We start from the raw sequence: 24,436 nt of genomic DNA, 5'->3' as shown, positions 1-24,436 counted from the left end.
TGCTGATTTGAGTGGGGCGACATCCGAGCCTAGTCGCGCGCCTACCAGCCGCGCATCCGCTCCCAACGTGCTTCAATCTTGGGGCTGGCCCCGTTGACGACGTTGTAGAAATCATGCTGGGCGGCCGTCGCACACGCATGGTTGGACAGAATCCGGACCCGAGTCCCGAGCGGCAGCTCGGGCATGGACTTTCCAGAACCGGCACGAATGGCGAGGATACCGTGTTCCTGGCTGGCCTGGGCCACGATCACATCTTCAAGCACCCGCCCCTTTTCGTCGCAGACCACGCCGTAACCCTGGTCGATCTGCTGGTTTGCGGTTCCCCGGTCGCGCGAAAGCGCCATCCATCCGGCGTCAACCAGCACCCATCCCTTTTCCGGCTTGGACCCGATCACCGTGGCCAATACGGAAATCGCGATGTCATCGAGTTCGCACACCCCAACGCCGTGCTGGACCAGGTCGAAGAACATGTAGACGCCGGCACGCAGCTCCGTGACCCCCTCAAGATTGCCGGCGAAATGCGCTGTCGGGGTCGAGCCGACGCTGACGATCGGGCAGGCATGGCCATGGGCGCGCAGGATTTCAGCGGCGCGCACCGTGGCTGACCGCTCGTTCTCGCCTGCCTTGACCAGCGCATCGGGCGTGTTCAAGCTATAGGATTCGCCTGCATGGGCGAGAACGCCGACCAGTTTGGCACTGGCCGCGACGACACTGCCGGCCACGTCGAGCAACTTCGGGTCGTCCGGCCTCAAGCCACCGCGATGGTCATCGCAGTCCAGTTCGATGAAAACAGATGGGGTCATACCGGTGGCTTCGCGGACGCTGGCCAGGGCATCGGCCTGCTCGACCGAATCGAGCAACAGCTTCACATCAGCGCCGGTGCGGCGACAAAGCTCCATGGCCCGCTTGGCCGAGGCCGGCGAGATGCCGACCGCATAGGTCATGTCTCGAAAGCCATGGCCCGCGAAATACTCCGCCTCGGCGATGGTCGAGACCGTGATCGGTCCGGGTTCGCGGTGAAACGCGTATCGGACAACATCAATGCTCTTGGCCGTCTTCATATGCGGGCGCAGCACCACGCCAAGCTTCCTGGCGCGCTCAGCCAAGCGCTGAATGTTGCGTCCGAGCCGCCCACGGTCGAGAAGCAGCGCCGGCGTGACCAAGGCGTCGATCGTCCTAGCCGTCTCGCTCACCGCCAGGCTTGCCGCCATCTTGTTCATAGTCTCGTTTCCTAAGTGAACGACTGGTTTGCCAACGCATACATATGGGCTGGCCCCTCGGCGACGGGTCGCTGTCCTTTGACCATGGCGGTCGCAGTGCCGGACCGCTGCAGGCCAAGGCTCGCAAGCCAGTCGCCCAATCCATCCTCGGCATAGACGTCGATGCGAACGAATTGATTGTGAAGCTTCGAAAGCTGGGCCAGGATCAGAAGCCGCGCGTCGTGGTCGCTCTCGGCTGCACAAGGGCCGACGACATAGCCGCGGCCAAACCTCCTGGCGACAGCGTAGCCTGCAATCCGTCCCCTGCGCTCAATGACCAATGCTTTGCCCACATCGGCGAGCGCAGCCACCATCGCCAGCCGGGGCATGCCCGTGGCCCGTTCGTCGAAGGCCTGGATTGCCGCGAGGTCGGAGGCTGTCGCTTGACGGATGTCGTCGCTGATACTCCGCGTCACGGCGACAGCCAGCGAGCCCTGGTGCTGAAGCACCGTGCCCCAGGCAGTGAAGCCGCGTCGCTTGTAGAGCGCCAGCCCCTCTTCGGTTGAGTTGAGCAGCAGGTTGCGACCGTGTGTCGCCTCAAGCAATCCATCAAAGAGCCGGGCCCCGTTGCCACCGCCTTGCGCGGAGCCAGTAACTATGATCATCCCGACCGAGGCATAGGACTGTCCGTAATTCCAGGACATGGCCGTGCCAATCACCTGTCCTGCCCGCTCAAGGACCAGGCCATTGCCGACCATCAGAGCAAATTCCCAATCCTCGTGACGGTAGGGCCAGGCCATCTCCTGCGACAGCTTCAGTGCGCCCGGCAAATGGCGGGTTTCCAATTCCATCAGCTCGATCGGGGCGCTGACGATATCTCTGTCATGCTCAAAGGCCATAAGGTGCAACGCTGTCAGTTGATCCAGAGTCGGATTGAAGTCGGATCTTAGGGTCGCGCCCGGCGGACAGATTTCGCTGCTGTTTTGCCCCGTCAAATCAGCGTTATTATTCGTTTTACGCAGTTCCTCGGCATGCCAAATCGTGCAAATCGGGCGAGGAATACCTGGTACCTTGAATCGCCACTTCGTGGTTGCCCGATCGGCGATGCCCAGGAGGAATTTTGGATGATCTACATCAGCGAAGAGGAGTCAGCCGCCCTCGTCACGCATGAACTTGCTTTCGAGGCGGCGCGCGAGGCTCTCGTGGCGGCAGCATCGCGGCAGAGCTGGGTCTTTCCGGCTGTTCTGGGGCGCACACAGGAGGTGACCAATACCTTCTCAATCAAATCCGGTTCGTCGGGCGAGCTGACCGGCGTGAAAATTGGCTCCTTCTGGTCGGGCAACCCGGCACGTGGCCTTCCCCGCCACAACTCGACCATCGTGCTGCTCGATCAGCATACAGGTCGGCTGGGTGCCGTAGTCGAGGCCGGGAAGGTCAACGCCTACAGGACGGCCGCCGCCGACGCGGTTGCGGCCGATCTTCTTGCGCGCAAGCAAGCCAAGGTTCTGGCGATCTTCGGGGCCGGCAACCAGGCGAGCTTCGAAGTGATGGCGCTGGCACGCATCCGCCCAATCGAAACAGTGCTGGTCGTGGCCCGGCCTTCGCCGCGGCGCGACGCTTTTGTCGATCGGATCGGCGAAAGGGGACTGAAGGCGCGCGCTGCCTTGCCGGAAGAAGCCGTGCGCACGGCCGACATCGTGGTGACGGCGACACCCGCACGCGAACCGCTGTTCGATGCCGCTTGGGTGGGACCCGGAACCCATATCGTCAGCATCGGGTCGGATGCTCCGGGCAAACGCGAATTGCCGAGCGAATTGTTTCCCAAGGCACGTCTGTTTTGTGATTTGCTTTCCCAGTCCGTCCAGATCGGCGAGTTCCAACACGTGCGCGACGAGATCGACGCCGGCGTGCTTGTGGTAACACCAATCGGCGACGTTATTGAAAGGCGTGCGCTCGGACGCCGCTTCGACAATGAGATCACTGTCTTCGACAGTTCCGGCATCTCCCTGCAGGACCTCTACATGGCCGACGCGCTGATCCGCGCAAAGGCGTCCCACCGCTGATCAGTTTCGCACCAGGCCCCCAGTCCCGACGGATTTTTCGACACGGCAACAAGGTGGCGGCGCGTGATCCTGCAGTCGTATCAGCGGCGGGCGCCCCAAAGAGTTGCCCGCATGAACCACGGATCGGCGACTAGCGTCTGGCGCGCCAGAAGGCGATACGGTCCTGCAACCGATAGCCCTGGATAATCGCCGGCATGAACCACGGATTGCCACGATAGAGCGGGACGGCCGAAGGCGGTCGAAAGTCGAACGCAGTGCGCGACTGCGCGCCATGCCCCATCAACTTGTGGGCCGCACGCATGCCAATCCATGGCGCCCAGACCACGCCCGAACCGCAGAAGCCAGTTGCATAGACCACGCCGTCCTTCTCGAAGATGCGGGGCAGCATGTCTCGGTTCATCGCCACATTGCCGAACCAGCAATGCGAAAGGCGCACGTTCTCCAACTCTGGGAAAAGGTTCACCAGGCCCTTGCGAAGGAGAAGTTTCGGCGCCGCCGGATCGCCGACGCGGGAACTGTCACGGCCCCCCAGCAGGATACGTTTTCCGTCGGGCGAGGGACGATAATAGAAACCGAGTTGCCGGTTCTCGGTGACCGTCATCAGCTTCGGCATCAGTTGCGCCATGACATCGGGCGCAAGTTCCTCGGTGACGATGATCCGGCTGCGGACCGGAACCAGGCGGCGGCGCAGGAAGGGAGCAGCGCCGTCGGTATAGCCGTTGGTACAGACCAGAACCTGCCGTGCGTCCACCGTCCCCGCCGAAGTCGCGACACGGAACCCCGAACCGTTACTCTCGATCGACTTTACCACTGTATGCGAATGGACCGTCAACCCGGATGCGAGCGCCACCCGCAGGAGCTCAGCATGGAATTTTGCGGGGTGCAGCCCGCCAATGTCCATCCGAACGGTTCCGCCGCGGTAGAAGTCGGTGCCGATATAATTTCGCTGCTCGGCATGCGGAACCGCGTAGGACTCGATCCCCAGTTTCTTTGCCAGCGTCTCGGCGCCGCGCGCCATCTTCTCATACTGTTCATATCCGAAGGCGCCCTTGAATTGGCCAACCAGTCGGAAGTCGCAGTCGAGCCCTTCGGTCTTGATGAAGTCGTAGAGGAATTCGCGTGCGACCTTACCCTCGGCCTCGATCGCCATGGCCTTCTCTTCCCCGAAGCGCCGGGTGATCGTGGCATAGTCCGGCCGGATGCTCGCGCTCGTAATCCCGCCGTTGCGGGTGGAAGCACCCTCGCCCGGATTCATTGCGTCAAAAGCTGCGACCGAGCGTCCTTCGCGCGCCAGCACAAGCCCGGCCGAAAGACCGGCATAACCGGCGCCGACGATTGCCACGTCAAGCTTCTTTGCGAGGGGCTGCCGCGGCAGCGGCATGACGGGCGCTGCTTCCCACCAGTAGGGTGTGTTCTTGTCGGCGATATGAGGCTCTTGCACGGGGCTGACTTCTCCACGGTCGGTGAAACTTCAGATGTGGTCGTCTCGGACGTCGAGCGCATCACGCAGCCCGTCACCGATGAAGTTGAAACTGGTTACCGCGATCGTGATTGCAGCTCCGGGAATGATTGCCAGCCAGGGTGCGCTGCCCAGATATTGCTGAGCGCCATTGAGCATGTTGCCCCAGCTGGGCAGTGGCGGCTGGATCCCGTAGCCGAGGAAACTGATGTAGGCTTCCATGAGAATGGCGCGCGCGACCGTCAAGGTGGAAGCAACGATAATCGGCCCCATGGCGTTGGGCAGTATCTCGCGGAACATGATGTGGGTGCCACTCAATCCCAGCATTCGCCCGGCCAGGACGAACTCGCGTTCGCGTAACGAGCGGACTTCCGCTTCGACTATGCGGGCAACCTCCATCCAGCTGGTGAGGGCGATAATGACGGTGATCATCACAGGACTGGGCTTCAGTGCGGCAGCCAGCGCCAGCAGCAGAAAGATCGATGGGAATGACAGGAAACCATCGACCGTGCGCATCAGGGTGGCCCCGACCCAGCCGCCGCGATAGCCGGCAATTACGCCGACCAGCGTGCCGATGAGCGTCGATAAAACCATGGCAAAGAAACCCACCAGCAGCGAGATTCGTCCCGCCATCAAAAGCCTTGCCGCCAGGTCGCGGCCAAGCGGATCGGTACCTAGAAAGTGGTAGCCCGTCAGCGGAGGGGCAAAGCGGGCCCGCAGATCGATATACAGTGAGTCATAAGGCAGGAGATGGGGGCCGAGGACGCAGGCGAGGCTCAGGAAGATGATCATCGCCAACCCGAGCAGCGCCAAGCGATGACGCATGAAACGACGTGCCGCGCGGTTGTTACTCCATCGGCTTGGAGCTGCATTTGCGGTGAAAGCGGTCATATCGGCTGTCTCCTGTCGGGGAAGTTGCGCGCTCAAGCCAGGCGAATGCGCGGATCGACAATAGCGACGACAATGTCGGCGATCAGGTTTCCAAGCAGAACGAGGATGGCGGAGAACATCAGCAGCCCCATCACAACCGGATAGTCGCTGTAACCAAGGCTATCGAGGAACAACCGTCCCATTCCTGGCCAGGTAAAGACGGTTTCGGTCACGAGCGCGCCGGTAAGGACGCTGGGAAGCTGCATCCCGGCCAAGGTAATCATCGGCAAAAGTGCGTTGCCGACGACATGCTTCATCAAAATCCGGCGTTCACTCAACCCTTTGGCCCGGGCCGTCTTGACGAAGTCCTGGCTAATGGCGTCGAGAGTCGCCGTCCGCATGTAGCGGCTCCAGATCGCGACATGGACCAGCGACAGCACGATACTTGGCAGGATCAGATGGTGGAGATAGCCCAGGATCGAGGCATCGCCGATCTCGGACATATTGCCCGCGGGCAGCCAGCCCAGCTTCAGGGAAAAGACGTAGATGCCGACGAGTCCGAACCAGAAGGTGGGGACCGACAACGCGACCATGGCGCCGACAGTTGCAAGATAGTCGAACAGTGAGTAGCGGCGCGTGGCGCCGCGGATTCCGATCCAGGCGCCAATGGAGATTGCAATCACGGTTGAGGAACCCATCAGCAGCAGCGTGGCAAAGAGATGGCTGCCGATGACCTCCAAGACCGGCGCTCCGTCGCGGAAGGAGTGACCCCAGTCGCCCCGCACCAGCCGCCATGCCCAGTCCAGATATTGGATCCATATAGGGCGATCGAGGCCCAGCAGCCCCTTGAGACGCTCGATATCCTGCTGGGTCATTCCGGGATCAAGCCCGAATTGCGCCAGCGGGCCGCCGGGAAGGAGGTTCAAAATGCCGAAGCCGATGATCGAAACGATCACAAGCAGCACCAGGCTCTGCAAGAGGCGATTGAGCAGGAAGCCGCGCATTCGAGTCCCTCCATTGTGGGTTGATGATTTTGGTCTGTTGCCGCCGCCGCGGCGGAATCGGGCTGGGCGGCGGCAACTGCGTGGATCTAGGCCTTCCACTGCCAGGCCGCGGCATTCCACGACGCGGTGCGGGTGTTGGCGTTGGGCTCGAAGCCGTCCAGCCCTTTCTTGCGCCCGAGGACGATTGTGTACGCGAACAGCGGCAGGAAGGGCAGATCGTGGCGCACGACTTCCTGCACACGATTATAGATCGCGCGCCGTTCTTCCGGATCGAAGCTGCGAGCACCCTTTTCGAGCAGGGCATCGACCTCAGGATTGGAATATTGCCCGGTGTTCGAACCGTGTCCGCCTTGAGCGGCGATTGCCTTCGTATGGAGCCGGTTTGTGGCGTCGGGGTCCGCGGCAATCAGATAGGTGACGCCCACCATGGCGGTGTCGAATTGCGATTTCAGCCAGAACTCGCCCCACATGACTGCAGCCGGCAAATTCGAGATCGTCATCTCGACGCCGATCTCGGCAAACGTCTGCTGCAGGAACTGCTGCGTCTGCTCGCGCAGGTTGTTGCCGGAAGTTGTCGAGTTGGAGAAGGACAGTCGCACCCCATCCTTGGCGCGGATTCCATCCGGCCCCGGCACCCAGCCGGCCTCATCGAGGATTTGGCGCGCCCGGTCCAGATTGAACTCCTGAACCGGCAGTTTCGGGTCATAGTAGTAGGACTCCTTCGGCATGAAGGTCTCGGTGAGGGTACCCACGCCGTAATAGATCGTGTCGACAATCGCCTTCCTGTCCAACGCGGCGTAGAGCGCCTGGCGCACTGCCAGGTCCTTGAACTGCGGGCGGCCCAAATTGAGGTAGATCGACTCCAGGGATGCCCCTGTCTCCAGTGTCACCACGCGGTCCGGCAGTTCGCGGGCTTCAGTATAATGGTCGGCGGTGATGAACGACTGATCGACCAGGTCCACGTCGCCGCTCTTGAACTGAGTGTAGAGCACGGTCATGTCGGGGATGTATTTGAAGATGAGCTGCTCGACATAGGGACCTTCGCCGGCGTACTCAGGATTGGCGACGAGCTCGATATGATCGCCCGCAACACGCTGGCCCCATTTGAATGCTCCGGTGCCGACCGGCGCCTGGTTGAACGCGGCTGTGTTCGGATCGGCTTCTTTCCCCAGAATGTGCTTGGGCACGATGAAGGTTTCGGCCAAGAACGAAAGATAGGGCGCGAAGGCCTCCTTCATCCGCCATGTGATCTCGGTGGGCGAAACCACTGTGATGTCCTGGACGAGCGAATGGCCGCTCGTGCGCCAAGCCCGAAACTTCGGGTTCGTGATGAGCTCAAGGGTGAATTTCACGTCTTCGGCCGTGAAGGGCTCACCGTCGTGCCAGCGTGCATTGTCACGCAACCGGATGCGCCAGTTGAGACCGTCCTCCGAAATGCCGCCGTTCTTTTGGCTTGGCACCTCGGCCGCGAGGTTTGGATGTAGGTCGCCTTGGGGATCCATGCGGACCAGCGCGTCGAAAACCGAGAAATGGATCGCGTCATCGACTTCGATATGCGCCATCAGCGGATTGAACACGGTCGGCTCTTGGGAGAGGCCGACGACGACGCGCCCGGCCGGCCCTGCAGGAGGGGTCTTGGCGAAGGCGGGCTTGCCCAACAGATTGGGCGCGATCAGGCCTGCAGCCCCACCTATCGCCATCAGGCGCAGCGCTTCGCGCCTCGAGTAGTTGGACGTAGTCGATGAATTTTTGGTCATGGTAGTTCCTCTCTTGTTATTTCTTATGCGTTTGCTGCTACTGGACGGGCATTGCCCGGCCGCTCTCCTGGAATCGCCGCTACCAGTTGGCGCGTGTAGGCTGCTTGCGGGTTCAGGAATATTTGCGAGGGCGGTCCGCGCTCGACGATCCGGCCCTTCTGCATCACTGCGATTTCGTCGCAGATCTGGCTGGCGACGCGCAGGTCGTGCGTGATGAAGACCATCGACACGCCCGTCTCGCGCTGGATCTGGTCCAGAAGCTGCAGGATCTGCGCCTGGATCGACACGTCGAGTGCGGAGACCGCCTCGTCGGCAATCAACAGCTTCGGCTTGAACATCAGCGCACGAGCGATGCCGATGCGCTGGCGTTGCCCACCCGAGAACTCGTGCGGGTAGCGGCCAAAAGCGCCGGCATCGAGACCGACATGGGCCAGAAGCGCACGCGCTTCATCGCGCGCTTGGACATAAGGCATCCCGTGCGCCAGCGGGCCTACCGTCATGATGTGACCGACCGTCGAGCGTGGGTTCAGAGAAGCGAAGGGATCCTGGAAGATCATCTGGATCCGCGGTCGAAGCGGGCGGAACTTCGCTTCGGAAAGCTTGGCTATGTCACAGCCCTCAAACAAGATCCCGCCGCCGTCACTGTCCAGCAGCTTGATCAGCAGCCGGCCCAGCGACGATTTCCCCGAACCGCTCTCGCCTACGACCCCAAGCGTGCGGCCGGGCGCCAGTTCGAACGAAACCTCGTTGACCGCTGTCACAGTCCGTTGCGCGCCGAACAGCGCGCTGCCACCGCGATAGGTCTTCACCAGACCCTCAACCTTCAGGATCGGCTCTTTGCTGGCAGCGTCCGGACGGGGGCGATCTTCGCCGGTCAAATGCGGTACGGCTGCAATCAGGCGCTGGGTATAAGGGTGCTTGGGCGACTTCAACACCTGCTCGGCGCTGCCTTGTTCGACGACATGGCCCTTTTCCATCACCACGACGCTGTCGGCGATCTCGGCCACCACGCCGAAATCGTGGGTGATGAACATCACGCTCATGCCCTTGCGCCGCTGAATGTCACGGATCAGTTGCAGGATCTGAGCCTGGGTGGTGACGTCGAGCGCGGTGGTCGGCTCATCCGCAATCAGCACCGTCGGCTCGAGCGCCAAGGCCATGGCGATCATGACGCGCTGCCGCTGCCCGCCCGAAAGCCGGAACGGGTACTGGTAATACATGAGTTCGGGATCTGGCAGGCCTACTTCAGTGAGCAGTTCGATTGCGCGGTTCCGACAGGTTTGTGGCGTGCCGAAGCCGTGCGCTGCCATGACCTCGTCAATCTGCGCGCCCACCGTCATCAGGGGATTCAGCGCTGAGAGCGGGTCCTGAAAGATCATCGACACGACCCGTCCACGCAGGTTGCGCAGCTTGTCTGGCGACATGCCAACGATGTTCATCCCTTCCAGCTGGATGACACCCGATGAGAGGCGGATCACCTTCGGCAGAAGCCCCATGATCGCGTTCGCCGTCACCGACTTACCCGATCCGGACTCGCCTATGATGCAAAGGATCTGGCCGCGTTTCAGATCGAAGGAAATGTCCTTGACAGCATGGGTCCGTTCCATGCCTTGCGGCAAATTCACTGTGAGGTCGCGCACCGAAAGCGCCACATCGTGGGGCGCTACAGCCTGGATGCTTGCGATCATCGAGATCACCTCCCCTTTCAACCGAGCGCGTCCACCCTGTTGCGGACCGCTTCATCGCCCTTTGAGCAGAAGCGCCTCACCCTAGCGGCCGTAGTCCGGCCTTCTCGGCGCTTCGCGCGCTGAGGCTGCGAGTGACGGGTTCTGCTCATCCTGGCGGTTCCCTTATGAAATCCGGTCCGTGTACCGGACTCAGTTTCCCTTTTCTTGGAGAACTCTCCGAGGGGGCAAGCCTTGCCTGTCGAATGTCCTCTAGAGCCTGCCTGCCAAAAGGAAGGGTTGCTCCGTTCTTGCAGCCAGTTTGACTGTTCTGTTTCCGCAGAGTCTTCGAAACTTGGCCCTCGGGCGGCAGGAACTTCTGAAAAGAACATCCAGTTCGGCATTTCACTCTGTTCCCGTTTCGGCGCGGAAACCGGGATCAGGCAACCATATCCTTCATTCGGCAATACGTGGCCATGAGGGATAGGACCAAAGATTTCCGGTGTACATCGACACCATTTGCGGGCCATGGCGCCCAAACGGATTGGTGACCGTGCGGCCCATCGCAATGTCGGCCAAGGCGCTGCCGATCAAGGTCGACGACTGCGCCGTATGCCGCCCATGCCGCAGATGACGTGACTGCATGAAATGTACTCCAGCTTGCCCACGCAGCGAGCTCTTAGCGCAATAATTGCCTGTCCTGGGGACTGCTAAACGCAGGAAATTCCGTCCAGGCACAAACTCCGCAGTCTGCCTCTGCGGGCGGCAGGTTAGGATGGTTCAAATTACCGGAGTCCCATCCATGCCCGCGCCGCTCATGCACATCGACTGCAGCCCTTCTCTCCCTCGCGAGGCGGACGTCGTCGTCATCGGCGGCGGGGTGGTGGGCGTGTTCAGCGCTTACTATCTGGCGCGCCGCGGCCTCAAGGTCACCCTGATCGAGAAGGGGCGTATTGCGGCCGAGCAGTCAAGCCGCAACTGGGGCTGGTGCCGCCAGCAGAACCGGGATGCGCGTGAGCTGCCGATGGCGACCAAGAGCCTCGACCTCTGGGAGAAGGTAGCACAGGAGACCGGCCAAGACACCGGCTTTCGCCGCTGCGGGCTCCTCTATCTCTCACAGGACGAAAATGAGCTGGCAGGCTGGGCAAAGTGGCGCGATTTTGCGAGAACGGTCGGCGTCACCACGCACATGCTGAGCGCGGAAGAAGCCACCGAACGGGGCAGAGCGACGCGCCGCAAATGGAAAGGTGGCGTGTTCTCGCCAGCCGACGGAACGGCGGACCCTTCCAAGGCAGTGCCGGTTGCGGCGCGCGGCATCATGGCGGCGGGAGGCACCGTTCATCAGCACTGCGCGGCGCGCGGGCTGGAATTGAGCGCCGGCCGGGTGAGCGCTGTCGTGACCGAAGCGGGTAGCATCCGGACAAAGACCGTGGTCATGGCCGGGGGCGCGTGGGCTTCTTCCTTCTGCAACCAGCTTGGTATGCGTTTTCCGCAAGCTGCCGTGCGTCAGTCCATTCTGGCCGTGGCGCCAGGCGCAAACGGTCTGCCAGATGCCCTGCATACCGCTCGCATCTCCCTGACGCGGCGCAGCAACGGTGGATACACGCTGGCGATCAGCGGGCGGGCGCGTGTCGATCCAACGCCGCAACAGTTCAGGTTCAGCCGCGAGTTTGTACCTATGTTCGCCCGCCGCTGGCGCAATCTCGCCCCGGGCGCCTTCGAGGGCTGGCGTCAGGGCCACGAAAGCCTGCGCAAATGGACCCTCGACGACATCACGCCAATGGAACGGAACCGGATTCTCGACCCGAAGCCCGACATGGGGCAGATTCGGCTGACATATCGGAGAGCCTGCGAATTGATCCCCGAACTCCAACGGGTCGCGATCTCCGATGTGTGGGCGGGTTATATCGACAGTACACCCGACGGCATTCCCGCAGTCGGCGAAGTGGAGGGGATTCCGGGCTTCATCCTGGCGGCGGGATTCAGCGGTCACGGCTTCGGGATTGGCCCCGGCGCGGGGCATATGATCGCCGACATCATCACAGGCAGCGAGCCTATTGTCGATCCGCGTCCTTATAGGCCCGAGCGTCTGAAGACCGCTGCGTGGGGCAAGGTCGCTGAATTCTGAGAGGACCGTCTTGCCAAGGTACAATCGGTCGCACACGAGATTGAGGCACGATGCGGCCAGCACCAAAAACAGGGAAGTAACGATGCGCGAATATGAGATTGCCGCCATTCCTGCCGACGGGATCGGGCCAGAGGTCATTGCCGCAGGTCTCCAGGCGCTTGAGGCGCTGCAGCAGCGCTGCGGCGACTTCAAGCTGCGCGTCCAGCACTTCGACTGGGGCTCGGACTACTACAAGGCCCATGGTCGGATGATGCCCGAAGATGGCGTGGCGCAACTGAAGCGCTTCGACGCCATCTTCTTTGGCGCGGTAGGCGCTCCCGACCTGCCCGACGATATCACGCTCTGGGGCCTCCGGCTGCCGATTTGCCAAGGCTTTGATCAATACGCGAACGTGCGGCCGACAAGAATATTGCCCGGGATCGTTTCTCCGCTGGCGGGTGTTGGCCCTGGCGATCTGGATTGGGTGATCGTGCGGGAGAATTCCGAGGGCGAGTATTCGGGCCACGGCGGCCGCGCCCATCGCGGCTTCCCCGAGGAGGTCGGAACCGAGGTCGCGATCTTCACGCGCGTCGGCGTCACCCGCATCATCCGCTATGCATTCCGGCTGGCGCAGTCACGGCCGCGAAAGCTCCTGACCGTGGTTACGAAATCCAACGCTCAGCGTCACGGCATGGTAATGCGGGACGAAATCGCAGCGGAGGTGGCGCAAGAGTTCCCTGACGTCGCGTGGGACAAGATGCTAGTCGATGCTATGACAGTGCGTATGACGTTGAAACCTCGGAGCCTCGATACGATCGTCGCCACCAATCTTCACGCCGACATATTGTCGGACCTTGCAGGCGCGCTCGCGGGCAGTCTCGGCGTTGCACCGACCGCCAACATTGATCCCGAGCGGCGCTATCCCTCGATGTTCGAGCCAATTCACGGCTCGGCATTCGACATCGCCGGCAAGGGTCTTGCCAACCCGGTCGCCACCTTCTGGACCGCTGCCCAGATGCTCGAACATCTGGGCGAGAGCGCAGCGGCCGTGCGGTTGATGAGCGCTGTGGAAACGGTGACGAGTGAAGGCGTGCTGACGCCGGACGTGGGAGGGACAGCGACCACGCAGGGAGTGACGGACGCCGTCTGCCGAGCGATCCGCGGTTCGAACATGTGACAGGTTTCCAATGAAGCTCGACAAGATCGACATCAAGATCTTATCCCAACTGCAAAAGAACGGGCGAGTCACGAATGTCGAGCTTGCCGACCTCGTCAACCTTTCGCCGAGCCCTTGCCTGATGCGGGTGAAGAAGCTTCAGGCGGAAGGCTTCATCACCGGCTATTCCGCCCAGATCGATGTGTCCAAGCTCGGACAGACTCTAACGATCTTCACCGAAGTCACGCTCAAGCACCATCAACAGAACGACTTCGCGAGATTTCTCACCGCTATTCAGAAAGTCGATTCTGTCATCGAATGCCATCTGGTGTCAGGCGGTTACGACTATCTTGTGAAGTTTGTCACAGCAGGCATCAGCGAGTACCAGACGATTATGGAGCGCATGATCGAATTGGATATCGGAATCGACAAATATTTCAGCTTCGTCGTGCTGAAGTCACCGATCGTGAAATCCCATTTGCCTCTCGACATCATTTTCGACAAATGAGAAGGCAGCTCCGGCTCCGTCCTCAAGCGGCGGGCGCTCGTGCCAAGCTCCATCTTGTTGCGCGCGGCATTTGTCGAATGACGATGTCCACGTTTCGGGTGAGGCCGTCATTGCCACTCGCCTGTCGTCAAATGGCCTGAATATGAATGATGTATAGGCAGGTAGCGCGCACAGCTTGCGGAGTTGCGACAATCTCGCCTCGGGTCACAGTTGGAGCAAAGGCAACAGGCGAAAAGATGAACAAGATTGACACTTTGATCCACCGAAGAGCTGACGATCGCCGGATGACTGCGCAAGCCTGTGTATCGCGTATTCTCCGGAACGCCAAAGCCCGCGGCGTCGATATCTCTGTTGTCGGATCCCTCGCGAAAAACCGTTTCCGCGTCCACTCTGACGTAGATCTGCTGGTGCACGGACGCACTGATCCGGCGCGCCGGGCCATGGTAGAGCGCTTGGTCGCAGACCAGCTTCGGGGAACGAACATTCCTTATGACCTGATCTTTGCCTCAGACGTTTCGTCCGAACGAGTGCAGGAATTGCTTAATGGCAGCGTTTAAGCATCCGGCGTTCGCAAAACTGTCGCCAAAAATCGACCGCGCTGCGAAGGAACTGCAGCAAGCGAGGAATATCTGGCGAATCGGAGTGAGCTGTCACTCGGCGAATGGGGCGCGATCGCAGCAGTTCGCTGGGCGTCCACAATGTCTACAACAGCATCGAGGACATCCTGCTCAGCCTCTCCAACGACATAGACGGCCTCGTTCCCCAAGGGCCTACGATGCACCAGGACGTGCTCGATCAGATGTCGGCGGAAATTGCAGGCATCCGGCCGGCTGTGCTCGACCCCGAGCTTTATCAGTCCTTGAGTGAGTTACACGGATTCCGTCACCTGGTGAGGCATCGGTACGGTTTTGACCTGAAAACCGACAAGGTCCAGGAAAGCCTCGACAGGGTAAAAGAGGCATTTCCGTCTTTCCTCGAGGCCATTGTTTACTTGGAAACCTCTTACTTAGGAAAACACGCACGACAGTGATGGCGGCGGCGACGGTTCAGGAGGCCGGGCATCTGGTGGTCCCTGAACCAATGGCTCAGTCGTGTGCGCCGGAAGAGATTCTGCGGGCGTTGACCCCTGAGAATTGTCGGCTGGTGGCGCTGATCCATCGGTATCGACCGCAAAGCATCACGGAGCTGTGCAGGTTGGCGGCGCGTCCGCAGCCGAACGTATCCCGCTCCTTGGCGGCCCTTGAGCGGGCGGGAATTGTCTCAATGGCGGGCTCCAGGCCGAAGAGCCGTGCAACGAGTCACGACCGACCTCGCTGAGCTTCAGCGTGGCCGATGCGAGGTCGACGATTCGTGGAGACAAATCGCCCGACCATCATCTTTGCTGCGCGATGGGTGACAGGGGCAAAAGTCGATCAGTGGGTGCGCCGCTGACCAGGTTTGGCAAGTGGCGGACGTGAAGCCTCGGTGACGGCGAGCCAAGCGTTCGTACAACGGAGAAAGAAGCGTCTGGGCTGATACTTAGGCCGGGACACATGCGAGAGACCCGGGCGGCATGAGTTTAGCCCTGGTCAATGCAATGCGCCCGCTGATCATGGCTTCATCGCTGCCCGCACATCCTTATCTTCGAGGGTTTGGTCCAGCGTCATCCGCGTGCGTTCGACGATTCGATCAATATCGTCCTCGGTGCAGCAGAGCGGCGGCGCAAAGCCGAGGATGCCGCTGTTGAAGGCACGGACGACAAGGCCGTTTGCCCACGCGCGCTCGAAGATGCGGCGCCCCGGATCGGCCGCCGCCGGCAGCGGTGTCTTGCGTGCCTTGTCGGTGACCAACTCGATTGCTGCCAGCATGCCGCGACCGCGAATGTCGCCAACCAGCGGGTGGTCGGCGAGCGAGCGAAGGCCTTCCATCAACCGCTTCCCCACCTTCCGCCCATTCTCGAGCAGGCCATCTTCATAGAGACGCAGGCATTCGAGCCCGACGGCCGCGCTCACGGGATGGGCCGAATAAGTATAGCCATGGCCGACAGCCGCCTTGCCGGCTCCGTCCGCGATCGTATTGTACACATGGTCCGACATGAAGACGGCGCCCATCGGCACGTAGCCCGAGGTCAGTCCCTTCGCCGTGGTCATGAAATCCGGCACGACCTCGTCTTCCTCACAGGCGAAGAGAGGGCCTGTGCGGCCAAAGGCAGTGATAACTTCGTCGGCAATGAACAGGATGTCGTGTTCCTTGCACACGGCGTGCAGAGCCTTCAGCCAACCTGTCGGTGGAACGAGGACACCGCCCGAACCCTGGATTGGTTCGGCGTAGAAGGCCGCAACGCGGCCCGCGCCGAGTTCTGCAATTTTGGCCCGCAGGGCCGCGACCGATGCGCCGATGATCGCCTGCGGATCGGAACCGACCGGATTGCGATAGGCGTAGTGCGAGGGAATCTTGTGCTGCCAGTCGTAAGGCACGCCGAAACCCGCGTGAAAAGCCGGGATCGCGGTCAGACCTGACCCTGCCGTCGAGGATCCATGGTAGCCCTGCTCCACCGAGATGAACTGGTCCTTTTGCGGCGTACCCTTGGCATGGTAGTAATAGCGAATGAAGCGGATCGTACTGTCGACCGCGTCGGAGCCGCCAAGCGTGAAATAGACATGGTTCAAATCGCCGGGCGCCAGCTCGGCAAGCCTGGCAGCAAGGCGAATGGCAGGCTCGGATCCGAGCCCGAAATATCCCGTCGCATAGGGAAGCTCTCTTAGCTGCTTTGCCGCTGCTTCAATGACGCTTTCCTGGCCATATCCGATATTTACACACCATAGACCGGCGAATCCGTCCAGCAGGGTTTTCCCGCTTGCATCGGTCACGGTTGCGCCTTTGGCGGATTTGAGCACCCGCACGCCCGTCTCCTCGTGGCTCCGATAGCATGAAAACGGGTGAACCAGATGTGCGCGATCGAGTTCGATCAGTGAGTTTGCCAGCATTTGCTTCCTCCGATTCAGCGTAGTGCCTGCCTTACGAGAGCGTAAGTCCGGTGTGGTGCGGTTTCGTCCTTCAGCTCGTTTTCCAGCGTGATCTGCTGCGCGGTCACGGTTCATTTCGGGCCTGAATTCGCCTAGGCCGAAGATAGCCCGCCGCGGGCAGCAGTTCCTCCCGACCAGAACCTGAGCGATGGGCGTTTTGAGTTTCCTTTGTCGCCGGCGCCGCATCTTATGCCGACGCACGGCTGAAGGATCGCGCTCCCGCCGAAGCTCGAAACGAACTCAGGCGCAACTCTCTGCCAAAGCTCTCACGCAATACAAAACAATCTGCTTCAGGGCGCATCGAATGCGGCGACTAGTCTTCTGCGGTCCTCATTATGATCCTTGCTGTTAAAGGCACGCGGTGCCGACAGGATTGGAAGGATCGACGCCTATGACCCAGTTCAGACCGAAATACATCACCTTCGACTGCTATGGTACGCTGACCAACTTCGACATGGCCGGTGCGGCGAGACGCGTTTTCGGCGCGCAGCTCTCCCCGGCTGGGATGGCGCAGTTCATCAAGGATTTCTCGGCCTATCGCCTCGACGAGGTTCTTGGCGCCTGGAAGCCGTACGGCGAGGTCGTGCACAATTCCGTGGAACGGACCTGCAAGCGCAGCGGCGTCGCATTCCGGCCCGAAGATGCCCAGCGCATCTATGCGGAAGTGCCGACGTGGGGTCCGCACCCGGATGTACCGGCGGGCCTGGCCAAGGTCGCCAAGGAGATTCCGCTGGTGATCCTGTCGAACTCCATGAAGAGCCTGATCCTGTCGAATGTGGAAAAGCTCGGCGCACCCTTTCACATGGTCATCACGGCTGAGGAGACCGGCGCCTACAAGCCCCAGATGAAGGGCTTCGAATATATGCTCGAGAAGCTAGGCTGCGGCCCGGAGGACATCACACATGTGTCGTCTTCATTCCGCTACGATCTCATGACGGCTTATGATCTTGGCATCAAGAGCAAGGTCTGGGTGAACCGCGGCCATGAACCTGCGAACCCCTTCTACGAATATACCGAAATCAAGGATATCGGCGGTCTGGCCGGCGCCGTCGGGCTGGAGCCTGTTCGGGAATTCGCCTGAACTTTGTTTGCTGGCGCAGTCGCACCAGACTGAGGCGCTCCCAGAACGTTAATAGTCATTGGTCGCGATAGAGAAAGGGGCGGTTTTCACCGCCCCTTTCTTGTGGTTCCAACGCTTTAGAGCTGCAAGTGTTTCCACCTGCGTGCAAGATAACTAGTTAAGCCCGCCAACATGAAGCGCCTTGACCTCGAGATATTCCTCGATGCCGAGCTGCGATCCTTCGCGCCCCACTCCTGACTGCTTGACTCCGCCGAAAGGCGCAACCTCGGTAGAGATCATGCCTGTGTTGAGCCCGACCATACCGAACTCCAGCGCCTCGGCAACACGCCATGAGCGCTTGAGGTTGTCGGTGTAGAAGTAGGCGGCAAGGCCGAACGGCGTACCGTTCGCAATGGCGATGGCCTCTTCCTCCGTCTCGAAGCGAAAAAGCGGCGCCACTGGACCGAACGTCTCTTCCGATGCCAGGAGCATCCCCGCAGTAGCTTCTCCCAGCACGACGGGCCGTGCATATTGCTTACCCTCCGGCATAGTCTCGCTTTGGGCGATGATCTGCGCACCTTTCGCCTGAGCATCGGCGATGTGACGCTCGATCTTGTCGATCGCGGCTGCGTTGATCATCGGGCCGATCTCAGTGCCCTCATCGGTCCCTGCGCCAACCTTCATCCGCGTGACGAGCCGGCTCAGCTTTTCGGCGAAAGCGTCGTAAACGCCTTCCTGCACAAGAATCCGGTTCGCGCAGACGCAGGTTTGACCGCCATTGCGGAACTTGGATGCGATCACCCCTTCAACTGCCTTATCCAGATCGGCGTCATCAAAGACGATAAAGGGTGCGTTGCCGCCAAGCTCCAGGCTCAGCCGCTTGATGCTATCGGAAGCGCCACGCATGAGCAGCGCACCGACGCGGGTCGAACCGGTGAACGAAATCTTGCGCACCGTCTGATTGGCCATCAGTTCGTTGCCGATTTCGACGGGCATGCCGGTCACAATGTTGATCACGCCTGCAGGGATACCTGCCCGTTCCGCCAGAACGCCGAGCGCCAGCGCCGAGAATGGCGTAAATTCCGACGGCTTGATGACAACCGTACAACCTGCGGCCAGCGCCGGTGCTACTTTGCGTGCGATCATCGCGTTGGGGAAATTCCACGGCGTGATGATGGCGCAGACACCGACGGGTTCTTTCAGCACCAGAATGCGGCGATCGGCCGTGGGTGACGGAATGGTCGAGCCACCGATCCGGCGCGCCTCCTCCGCAAACCATTTCACAAAAGATGCGCCGTAGCGGATTTCTGCTAACGCCTCGGCAAGCGGCTTGCCCTGTTCCAGCGTCAGCAGGAGCGCGAGATCCTGTTCGTGCTGGCGGATGAGGTCGTGCCAGCGTTCCAGAAATCCTGCACGCTCGGCATGCGTCCTTTTCTTCCAGCCTTTGAAGGCCTCGGCCGCGGCATCGATTGCCGCTCTCGTCTCGTTCTCCCCCATTGCGGGAACGGTGCCGAGAACACTTTGGCTGGCCGGGTCAACGACATCGACCACGCCCTTCGTTTCCGCATCCCGCCAGACACCGCCAATCAGCGCCTGCTGGCGAAAAAGGTCGGAGTCGTTGAACATGCCAATCTTCGTCATCGCATTCATGGTCTTTCCTCTGCCCTTTCAGCTTAACCCTGCCAGCACGGCCTGCATGATCGTTTCAGTCCTGTCCTTGCCTGCGATCGTGCCAATCCCCCGCGCGGTTGCGGACTCGATTGCCGACATCACTTCCGCCGCAGCCTGCCCCTCGCCCAGATGCTCGAGCATCATGGCACCGGACCAGATCGCGGCGATCGGATTGGCGACGCCGAGATGCGCGATGTCGGGCGCCGAACCATGGACCGGCTCAAACATGGAAGGCACGCTGCGATCGGGATTGATATTGGCGGAGGCGGCGTAACCCAGCCCTCCCTGAATGGCCGCTCCAATATCGGTGAGGATGTCGCCGAAAAGGTTCGATGCGACGATTACGTCGAGGCTTTCCGGCGCCAGGACCATACGGGCGGCAATGGCGTCGATGTGGTAGTGCGAGACCTCCACATCGGCATAGTCTTTCGCCACCTCGCGCGTGACCTCATCCCAGAAAACCATGGAGTGTTTCTGCGCGTTGGATTTGGTGACAGATGCGAGCTTCTTGCGACGCGCCCGCGCCTGTTCGAAACCGAAACGGATGATCCGTTCGACACCCGCACGCGTGAAGATCGCAGTCTCAACCGCGACCTCATCGGCCGTGCCGGAATGAACGCGCCCACCGGCGCCGGAATATTCGCCTTCCGTATTCTCGCGGATGCACAGGATATCGAAACCATCGGAGCGGAGGGGCCCCTGAACGCCCGGCAACAGCCGGTGCGGTCGTATGTTGGCGTACTGCGTGAAGCCTTTCCGGATCGGCAGGAGCAGTCCGTGAAGCGATACTGAGTCGGGCACTCCCGCGGACCAGCCCACAGCGCCGAGATAGATCGCATCGAATTTTCGGAGTGTATCGATGCCGTCTGACGGCATCATTGCACCCGTCTCCAGGTAGTAGGCGCACGACCACGGGAATCTTGTGTCATCAAGCACGAAACCGCCCTGCTTAGCCGCCGCCTGCAGCACCTGCCATGCCGCCTGCGTCACGTCCTTGCCGATGCCGTCGCCGGGGATCAGCGCTATCTTGTAGGTCTTCATGGATGGAGGTCCTCATTCGCACTGGCGTCACTGGAACAGTAGTCGACCGCCCGCCGCATTTTCCGTCGAGGTTGATGCCTCCGACGGCGTCGAATCGCGTCAGGCGGAACCTGGAAAGCCGATTGTTCTGGAACCGCCGCGCGCTATTCGGCCGGACCTTGACCACTGAACTCAGTCATAAACGCAGACGTAGATCTTGCGCACGGTCTCGATCGTGCGCCAGACGCCGACGAAACCGGGTTTCATCACGAAACTGTCGCCGGCGCGGTAAGTCTTGGTCTCACCGCCCTTCTCCTCGATTTCGACGAGACCCGAAACGATATGGCAGAACTCGTAGATAGTGCCCTTGATCGAATGCGTCTCGCCGGGCGTCGCCTCCCAGACGCCGGTCAGAACCTTCTCACCTTTCGAGGCATCCTGCGCCCAGGTCTTGAAGGATGGATTGCCCGAAATGAGCCGCTCCGGAGCCGGTAATGCCTCCTTCGGCGCGAAGTCTGGAACTGTGTCGATCGTGATCAGAAGTGACATGTGATGTTTCCTTGTTAGTAGCCGAGTGTCCGATCGACGAGGCCGATCAGTTCTTCTCCGGCGCGGTGGCGCCGAATGTTGTCGACGACGGATTGTGCCGCCGTATGCGGTTGCGTCACCGAGGCGATGTGCGGCGTTATCATCACCTTCGGATGCGACCACAGCGGATGGTTTTCCGGGAGCGGTTCTGGATCGGTGACATCAAGCATCGCCGCAGATACGTGACCGGTGTCGAGCGCGTCGATCAGCGCGGTCTGGTCCAGTTGCGGACCCCTGCCGACATGCAGCAGCTGCGCCCCGGCGGGCAGTAAGTGGAAGAACTCCGCATCGAGCATGCCGTGCGTTTGTTCCGTGAGCGGGAGCAGGCAGACGAGAATATCCGTTTGCTTCAGAAAGCCCGCGAGTTGGTCCGTGCCGTGAAAGCAGGCGACGTCCTCGATCCGCTTTTCGCTGCGGCTCCACCCGGCAAGCTGAAACTGGAACGGCTTCAAGCGCTCGATAGCCGCGCGGGCCAGCATGCCAAGGCCGAGAAAGCCAACCCGGCGTTCGGCCGCCTGTCGAGCGGCAATCGGTTTCCACAAGCACTTTTTCTGCTGCTCAAGATAGGCGGGCATCTCGCGGTGGAGCGCCAACACGCCGAGCGCAACGTATTCCTGCATCATGCGTATGATGCCGTTCTCGACCATGCGCACAAGCTTCACATGGCTTGGCACTACGTCCTGCTTGAACTGGTCGACGCCCGCGCCGATGGAAAACAGCACTTCCAGATTGCGGTAGCGCGAGATCTCGTCCGGCGCCGTCCAGGTGATGAGATACCGCACCTTCTCCGGCTCCATCTCATCTCCGGAATGGAAGAATTCCAGATCCGGGAGCTCGCGCGCGAATATCTCGCGGAAGACCGCAGCACGCGCCGCATCGGAATTGAAAAGAAACGCCATGGCGACCGCCCTTCCTTCAGGCCGCAAGACGCGCGCCAAGCCCCTCGATCATCTTCCGGCAAGCGGCGAGTTCACCGATCTCGATATACTCATTGGGACGATGGGCACGGCCGATATCGCCAGGACCGCAAATGATCGCGTCGATGCCGGCCTGCTGGTAAAGCCCGGCCTCCGTGCCGAAGCTGACGGCCGTGAGCGGCTCCTGCCCCGTCAGCTCGGTCAGAACGGCCGCTAGCGCGCTCCCGTTCGCGGGCGCGAGGGCGGGATAGGTACTCAACTCGTGCCACGCCACATCGAAGCCGCTGTCTCGCAGGGCGAAAAGCCGGGTCTTGACAGGCTCAAGCAGGGAGGCTGGAGAAACGCCGGGCACGGCGCGCACCTCGATATCGGCTGTGCAGTGGCCAGGGATGATGTTGACCGCCTGTCCACCGGCGATGACGCCCACCTGCAAGGAAGAATATGGGGGCTCGAAATTTTCATCGAGCGGCCCGTCGGCGAGGGATTGGCCGTAGGCTACGGCGTTCGCGATGACGCCGACCATGGCGTGCACAGCGTTGAGTCCGAGATCGGGGCGTGAGGAATGGCCGGATCGCCCGGTCACCTCGAGCCGCGCGGCGGCCTTCCCCTTGTGCGCGCGCACAGGCTGCATCCGGCTCGGCTCGCCGACAATCGCGCCAAGCGGCCTCTCGCATAAGCTCGGCAACGCGGCCAGGAGATGCGGCACACCACGGCACCCCGCCTCTTCGTCATAGGAGAATGCGAGATGAATTGGCTGCCGCAGGTTCATCGCCGCAAGTCCTGGGAGCGCCGCCAATGTGCAGGCGAGGAAGCCCTTCATGTCGGTGGTGCCGCGGCCGTATAGCCTGCCGCCCTCTCCGCGCAGGACGAACGGATCCGAGCTCCATTCCGGCTCGCCGGCCGGCACGACATCCATATGTCCGGAGATGATGTAGCCCCGACCCTGGCGCGGGCCGATCGTCACGAAGAGGTTGGATCGGTCGCCCTCGGGACCGGGCAGAACCGTCACCTCGGCTCCGGCTGCCTGACAGTAGTCGCGCATCCAATCGACGATCGCGCGGTTTGGCGTGCCCACAACAGAGGGAAATCCAATCAGCGTCGCGAGGATTTCTTCCACGTTCATGGCGGTCCGCTCTAATCGCACATTATCACCGGGTGCAACCAGCGTATCCGCAGGCAGCAGAGTTCGCTGCCGAATTGCGTCATGCTTTGGCCGAAGATTGCGAAAAAGCACCTCGAACCAGCGAAACCTGCTGGCTTTCCCGTATAATGCTACGGCAAAAGAGGCATGTCGCGACATGGCGATCGATCACAACGTCACACCGCGTGCCTTGCGCATTTGTTGAAGGATCGACTGAGATGCAGAGATCAGTACGCCTGAAATCCTTCGAACTGGTCGCGCGGGACATCAATGATGTCGACGTTGAGCTGCTGCACGCGCTGTCGATCTCAGTCCGCTGGCCTCATCGGCCGAAGGATTGGAACCTACTGCGTCGCGCCGGCCAGGGCATCGTTGCCGTTGACGGTATTGGGCGCGTTTTCGGCAGCGCGATGTGGTTTCCTCACGGGGACGATTTCGCCACCATCGGCGTAGTGATCACAACGCCCCGCACGCAAGCGCAAGGAGGCGGCCGATGGCTCATGGACCTAGTCCTCGAGCAGTGCGGCGATCGCAACTTGGCACTCAATGCTACCCATGCTGCCTATCCTCTTTATGTCTCACTCGGTTTCACGACCGAGGCGACTGTATACATGCGCCAGGGGGAAGTCCCACCGATCCTCCCAACAGTGCCGTCCCTGGACGGTCAATTGCAGGCGCTGTCGAGCGACAGGCTAAAGGAGATCACGGCGCTGGACACCCGCGCCTTTGGGACAAACCGCGAGAGGCTGCTCACGTTGCTCGCGGCCGATGCCTCAATCTGCACTTTGAGCCGCGGCAGCGAGATCGTCGGCTATTCCATGTGTCGCGAGTTCGGGCGTGGTCACGTGATCGGCCCGATGGTCGCGGGAAACGATCTCGACGCGGTTCATCTTACAGCCGTGCATCTGAAGGGACTGGCAGGACGATTTGCCCGCGTCGACACCCGCGAGAAGGATGGCGTGTTTGCCGCGTTTCTCCAGCAGTGCGGCCTCGGCATTGCCGAGACCGTTACGACCATGTCCAAGGGGCGCCGCTTTCTGAACCGGGAAGACAATGGGCCTTGGGTCTATGGATTGGCGGGCCACGCCTTGAGTTGAATGCAAGCACGCTGTCGCCTTCAACCAGCGGTCAGAGGACCAGGTCGATCACTGCGGGCGTCGATCAACCGGCTTAATGCGGTTGCCGTCACGCGGCCGGAACGGCTGCCCCTCGAATCTGCTCCGAAGCCCGGATTCGGTCTCCGCTGC

At 61.2% G+C, this 24,436-nt stretch carries 23 protein-coding genes; 9 read left to right on the top strand and 14 right to left on the bottom strand.

The annotated features are described in order from the left end of the window. Positions 1-41: 41 nt before the first annotated feature. Positions 42-1,220, bottom strand: a complete 1,179-nt coding sequence (locus NKH83_RS27290; RefSeq protein WP_352808171.1) for an alanine racemase — start codon at positions 1,218-1,220, stop codon at positions 42-44. 11 nt (positions 1,221-1,231) lie between these two features. Beyond that, entirely contained in the window at positions 1,232-2,194 is a 963-nt protein-coding gene (locus tag NKH83_RS27285; protein ID WP_352808170.1) for a GNAT family N-acetyltransferase, read from the bottom strand. A gap of 129 nt (positions 2,195-2,323) precedes the next feature. On the opposite strand from NKH83_RS27285, the gene NKH83_RS27280 reads away from it, so the two are divergent. After that, positions 2,324-3,262 carry an ornithine cyclodeaminase family protein gene (locus NKH83_RS27280; protein ID WP_352808169.1) on the top strand — a complete coding sequence of 313 codons (939 nt, stop codon included), beginning with the start codon at positions 2,324-2,326 and terminating at the stop codon, positions 3,260-3,262. A 130-nt stretch (positions 3,263-3,392) separates the two neighbouring features. On the opposite strand, the gene NKH83_RS27275 is transcribed toward NKH83_RS27280, so the two are convergent. The 6 genes from NKH83_RS27275 to NKH83_RS27250 all read right to left on the bottom strand — a co-directional run bounded on the left by NKH83_RS27275 (position 3,393) and on the right by NKH83_RS27250 (position 10,661). Beyond that, positions 3,393-4,643, bottom strand: coding sequence for an NAD(P)/FAD-dependent oxidoreductase (locus tag NKH83_RS27275; protein WP_502895630.1), 1,251 nt, complete (start codon positions 4,641-4,643; stop codon positions 3,393-3,395). A 90-nt stretch (positions 4,644-4,733) separates the two neighbouring features. Next, positions 4,734-5,612, bottom strand: coding sequence for an ABC transporter permease (locus NKH83_RS27270; protein WP_352808167.1), 879 nt, complete (start codon positions 5,610-5,612; stop codon positions 4,734-4,736). Between the two features lie 32 nt (positions 5,613-5,644). Then, positions 5,645-6,595: an ABC transporter permease gene (locus NKH83_RS27265; RefSeq protein WP_352507726.1), complete on the bottom strand. Its 951-nt coding sequence runs from the start codon at positions 6,593-6,595 to the stop codon at positions 5,645-5,647. Positions 6,596-6,681: 86 nt separating this feature from the next. Continuing rightward, positions 6,682-8,352, bottom strand: a complete 1,671-nt coding sequence (locus tag NKH83_RS27260) for a peptide ABC transporter substrate-binding protein (RefSeq protein WP_352808166.1) — start codon at positions 8,350-8,352, stop codon at positions 6,682-6,684. A gap of 23 nt (positions 8,353-8,375) precedes the next feature. Then, positions 8,376-10,040: an ABC transporter ATP-binding protein gene (locus tag NKH83_RS27255; RefSeq protein WP_352808165.1), complete on the bottom strand. Its 1,665-nt coding sequence runs from the start codon at positions 10,038-10,040 to the stop codon at positions 8,376-8,378. Positions 10,041-10,472: 432 nt separating this feature from the next. After that, the gene (locus NKH83_RS27250; protein WP_352507723.1) at positions 10,473-10,661 is read right to left on the bottom strand and encodes a hypothetical protein; all 189 of its coding nucleotides are present in this window, start codon (positions 10,659-10,661) and stop codon (positions 10,473-10,475) included. Positions 10,662-10,818: 157 nt separating this feature from the next. On the opposite strand from NKH83_RS27250, the gene NKH83_RS27245 reads away from it, so the two are divergent. The 6 genes from NKH83_RS27245 to NKH83_RS27220 all read left to right on the top strand — a co-directional run bounded on the left by NKH83_RS27245 (position 10,819) and on the right by NKH83_RS27220 (position 15,104). Then, positions 10,819-12,144: an NAD(P)/FAD-dependent oxidoreductase gene (locus NKH83_RS27245; RefSeq protein WP_352808164.1), complete on the top strand. Its 1,326-nt coding sequence runs from the start codon at positions 10,819-10,821 to the stop codon at positions 12,142-12,144. 82 nt (positions 12,145-12,226) lie between these two features. Further along, positions 12,227-13,300 carry a tartrate dehydrogenase gene (locus NKH83_RS27240; protein ID WP_352808163.1) on the top strand — a complete coding sequence of 358 codons (1,074 nt, stop codon included), beginning with the start codon at positions 12,227-12,229 and terminating at the stop codon, positions 13,298-13,300. A gap of 10 nt (positions 13,301-13,310) precedes the next feature. Further along, on the top strand, positions 13,311-13,787 hold the full coding sequence (locus NKH83_RS27235) for an Lrp/AsnC family transcriptional regulator (RefSeq protein ID WP_023718597.1): 477 nt from the start codon (positions 13,311-13,313) through the stop codon (positions 13,785-13,787). A gap of 236 nt (positions 13,788-14,023) precedes the next feature. Continuing rightward, positions 14,024-14,344, top strand: coding sequence for a nucleotidyltransferase domain-containing protein (locus NKH83_RS27230; RefSeq protein WP_352507720.1), 321 nt, complete (start codon positions 14,024-14,026; stop codon positions 14,342-14,344). A 104-nt stretch (positions 14,345-14,448) separates the two neighbouring features. Further along, positions 14,449-14,817, top strand: a complete 369-nt coding sequence (locus tag NKH83_RS27225; RefSeq protein WP_352808162.1) for a ribonuclease toxin HepT-like protein — start codon at positions 14,449-14,451, stop codon at positions 14,815-14,817. Next, on the top strand, positions 14,817-15,104 hold the full coding sequence (locus tag NKH83_RS27220) for an HVO_A0114 family putative DNA-binding protein (protein WP_352808161.1): 288 nt from the start codon (positions 14,817-14,819) through the stop codon (positions 15,102-15,104). The genes NKH83_RS27225 and NKH83_RS27220 overlap by 1 nt, the downstream gene beginning before the upstream one ends. 272 nt (positions 15,105-15,376) lie before the next feature. On the opposite strand, the gene NKH83_RS27215 is transcribed toward NKH83_RS27220, so the two are convergent. Then, a complete protein-coding gene (locus tag NKH83_RS27215) occupies positions 15,377-16,753 on the bottom strand; it encodes an aspartate aminotransferase family protein (RefSeq protein WP_352808160.1) in 1,377 nt (458 codons plus the stop codon). 430 nt (positions 16,754-17,183) lie between these two features. Between NKH83_RS27215 and NKH83_RS27210 the strand changes: the two genes are divergently transcribed. Further along, positions 17,184-17,873: a haloacid dehalogenase type II gene (locus NKH83_RS27210; RefSeq protein ID WP_352808159.1), complete on the top strand. Its 690-nt coding sequence runs from the start codon at positions 17,184-17,186 to the stop codon at positions 17,871-17,873. 153 nt (positions 17,874-18,026) lie between these two features. Here NKH83_RS27210 and NKH83_RS27205 read toward each other — a convergent pair whose 3' ends face one another. The 5 genes from NKH83_RS27205 to argE form a co-directional block, all read right to left on the bottom strand. Beyond that, on the bottom strand, positions 18,027-19,502 hold the full coding sequence (locus NKH83_RS27205; RefSeq protein WP_352808158.1) for an NAD-dependent succinate-semialdehyde dehydrogenase: 1,476 nt from the start codon (positions 19,500-19,502) through the stop codon (positions 18,027-18,029). A gap of 18 nt (positions 19,503-19,520) precedes the next feature. Continuing rightward, positions 19,521-20,564 carry a tartrate dehydrogenase gene (locus NKH83_RS27200; protein ID WP_352808157.1) on the bottom strand — a complete coding sequence of 348 codons (1,044 nt, stop codon included), beginning with the start codon at positions 20,562-20,564 and terminating at the stop codon, positions 19,521-19,523. Positions 20,565-20,735: 171 nt separating this feature from the next. Further along, positions 20,736-21,092 carry a cupin domain-containing protein gene (locus NKH83_RS27195; RefSeq protein ID WP_023678793.1) on the bottom strand — a complete coding sequence of 119 codons (357 nt, stop codon included), beginning with the start codon at positions 21,090-21,092 and terminating at the stop codon, positions 20,736-20,738. Positions 21,093-21,106: 14 nt separating this feature from the next. Then, positions 21,107-22,030, bottom strand: coding sequence for a 2-hydroxyacid dehydrogenase (locus NKH83_RS27190; protein ID WP_352808156.1), 924 nt, complete (start codon positions 22,028-22,030; stop codon positions 21,107-21,109). Positions 22,031-22,046: 16 nt separating this feature from the next. Further along, positions 22,047-23,171: an acetylornithine deacetylase gene (gene argE, locus NKH83_RS27185; RefSeq protein ID WP_352808155.1), complete on the bottom strand. Its 1,125-nt coding sequence runs from the start codon at positions 23,169-23,171 to the stop codon at positions 22,047-22,049. 236 nt (positions 23,172-23,407) lie between these two features. Here argE and NKH83_RS27180 point away from each other — a divergent pair, with 236 nt between their 5' ends. Next, positions 23,408-24,286, top strand: coding sequence for a GNAT family N-acetyltransferase (locus tag NKH83_RS27180; RefSeq protein ID WP_352808154.1), 879 nt, complete (start codon positions 23,408-23,410; stop codon positions 24,284-24,286). Positions 24,287-24,436 lie beyond the last annotated feature (150 nt).

Origin of the sequence: Mesorhizobium sp. M0909 (assembly GCF_040319515.1) — a bacterium.
In the GTDB taxonomy this organism is placed as follows: Bacteria; Pseudomonadota; Alphaproteobacteria; order Rhizobiales; family Rhizobiaceae; genus Mesorhizobium.
This window is presented reverse-complemented; position numbering and strand designations above follow the sequence as displayed.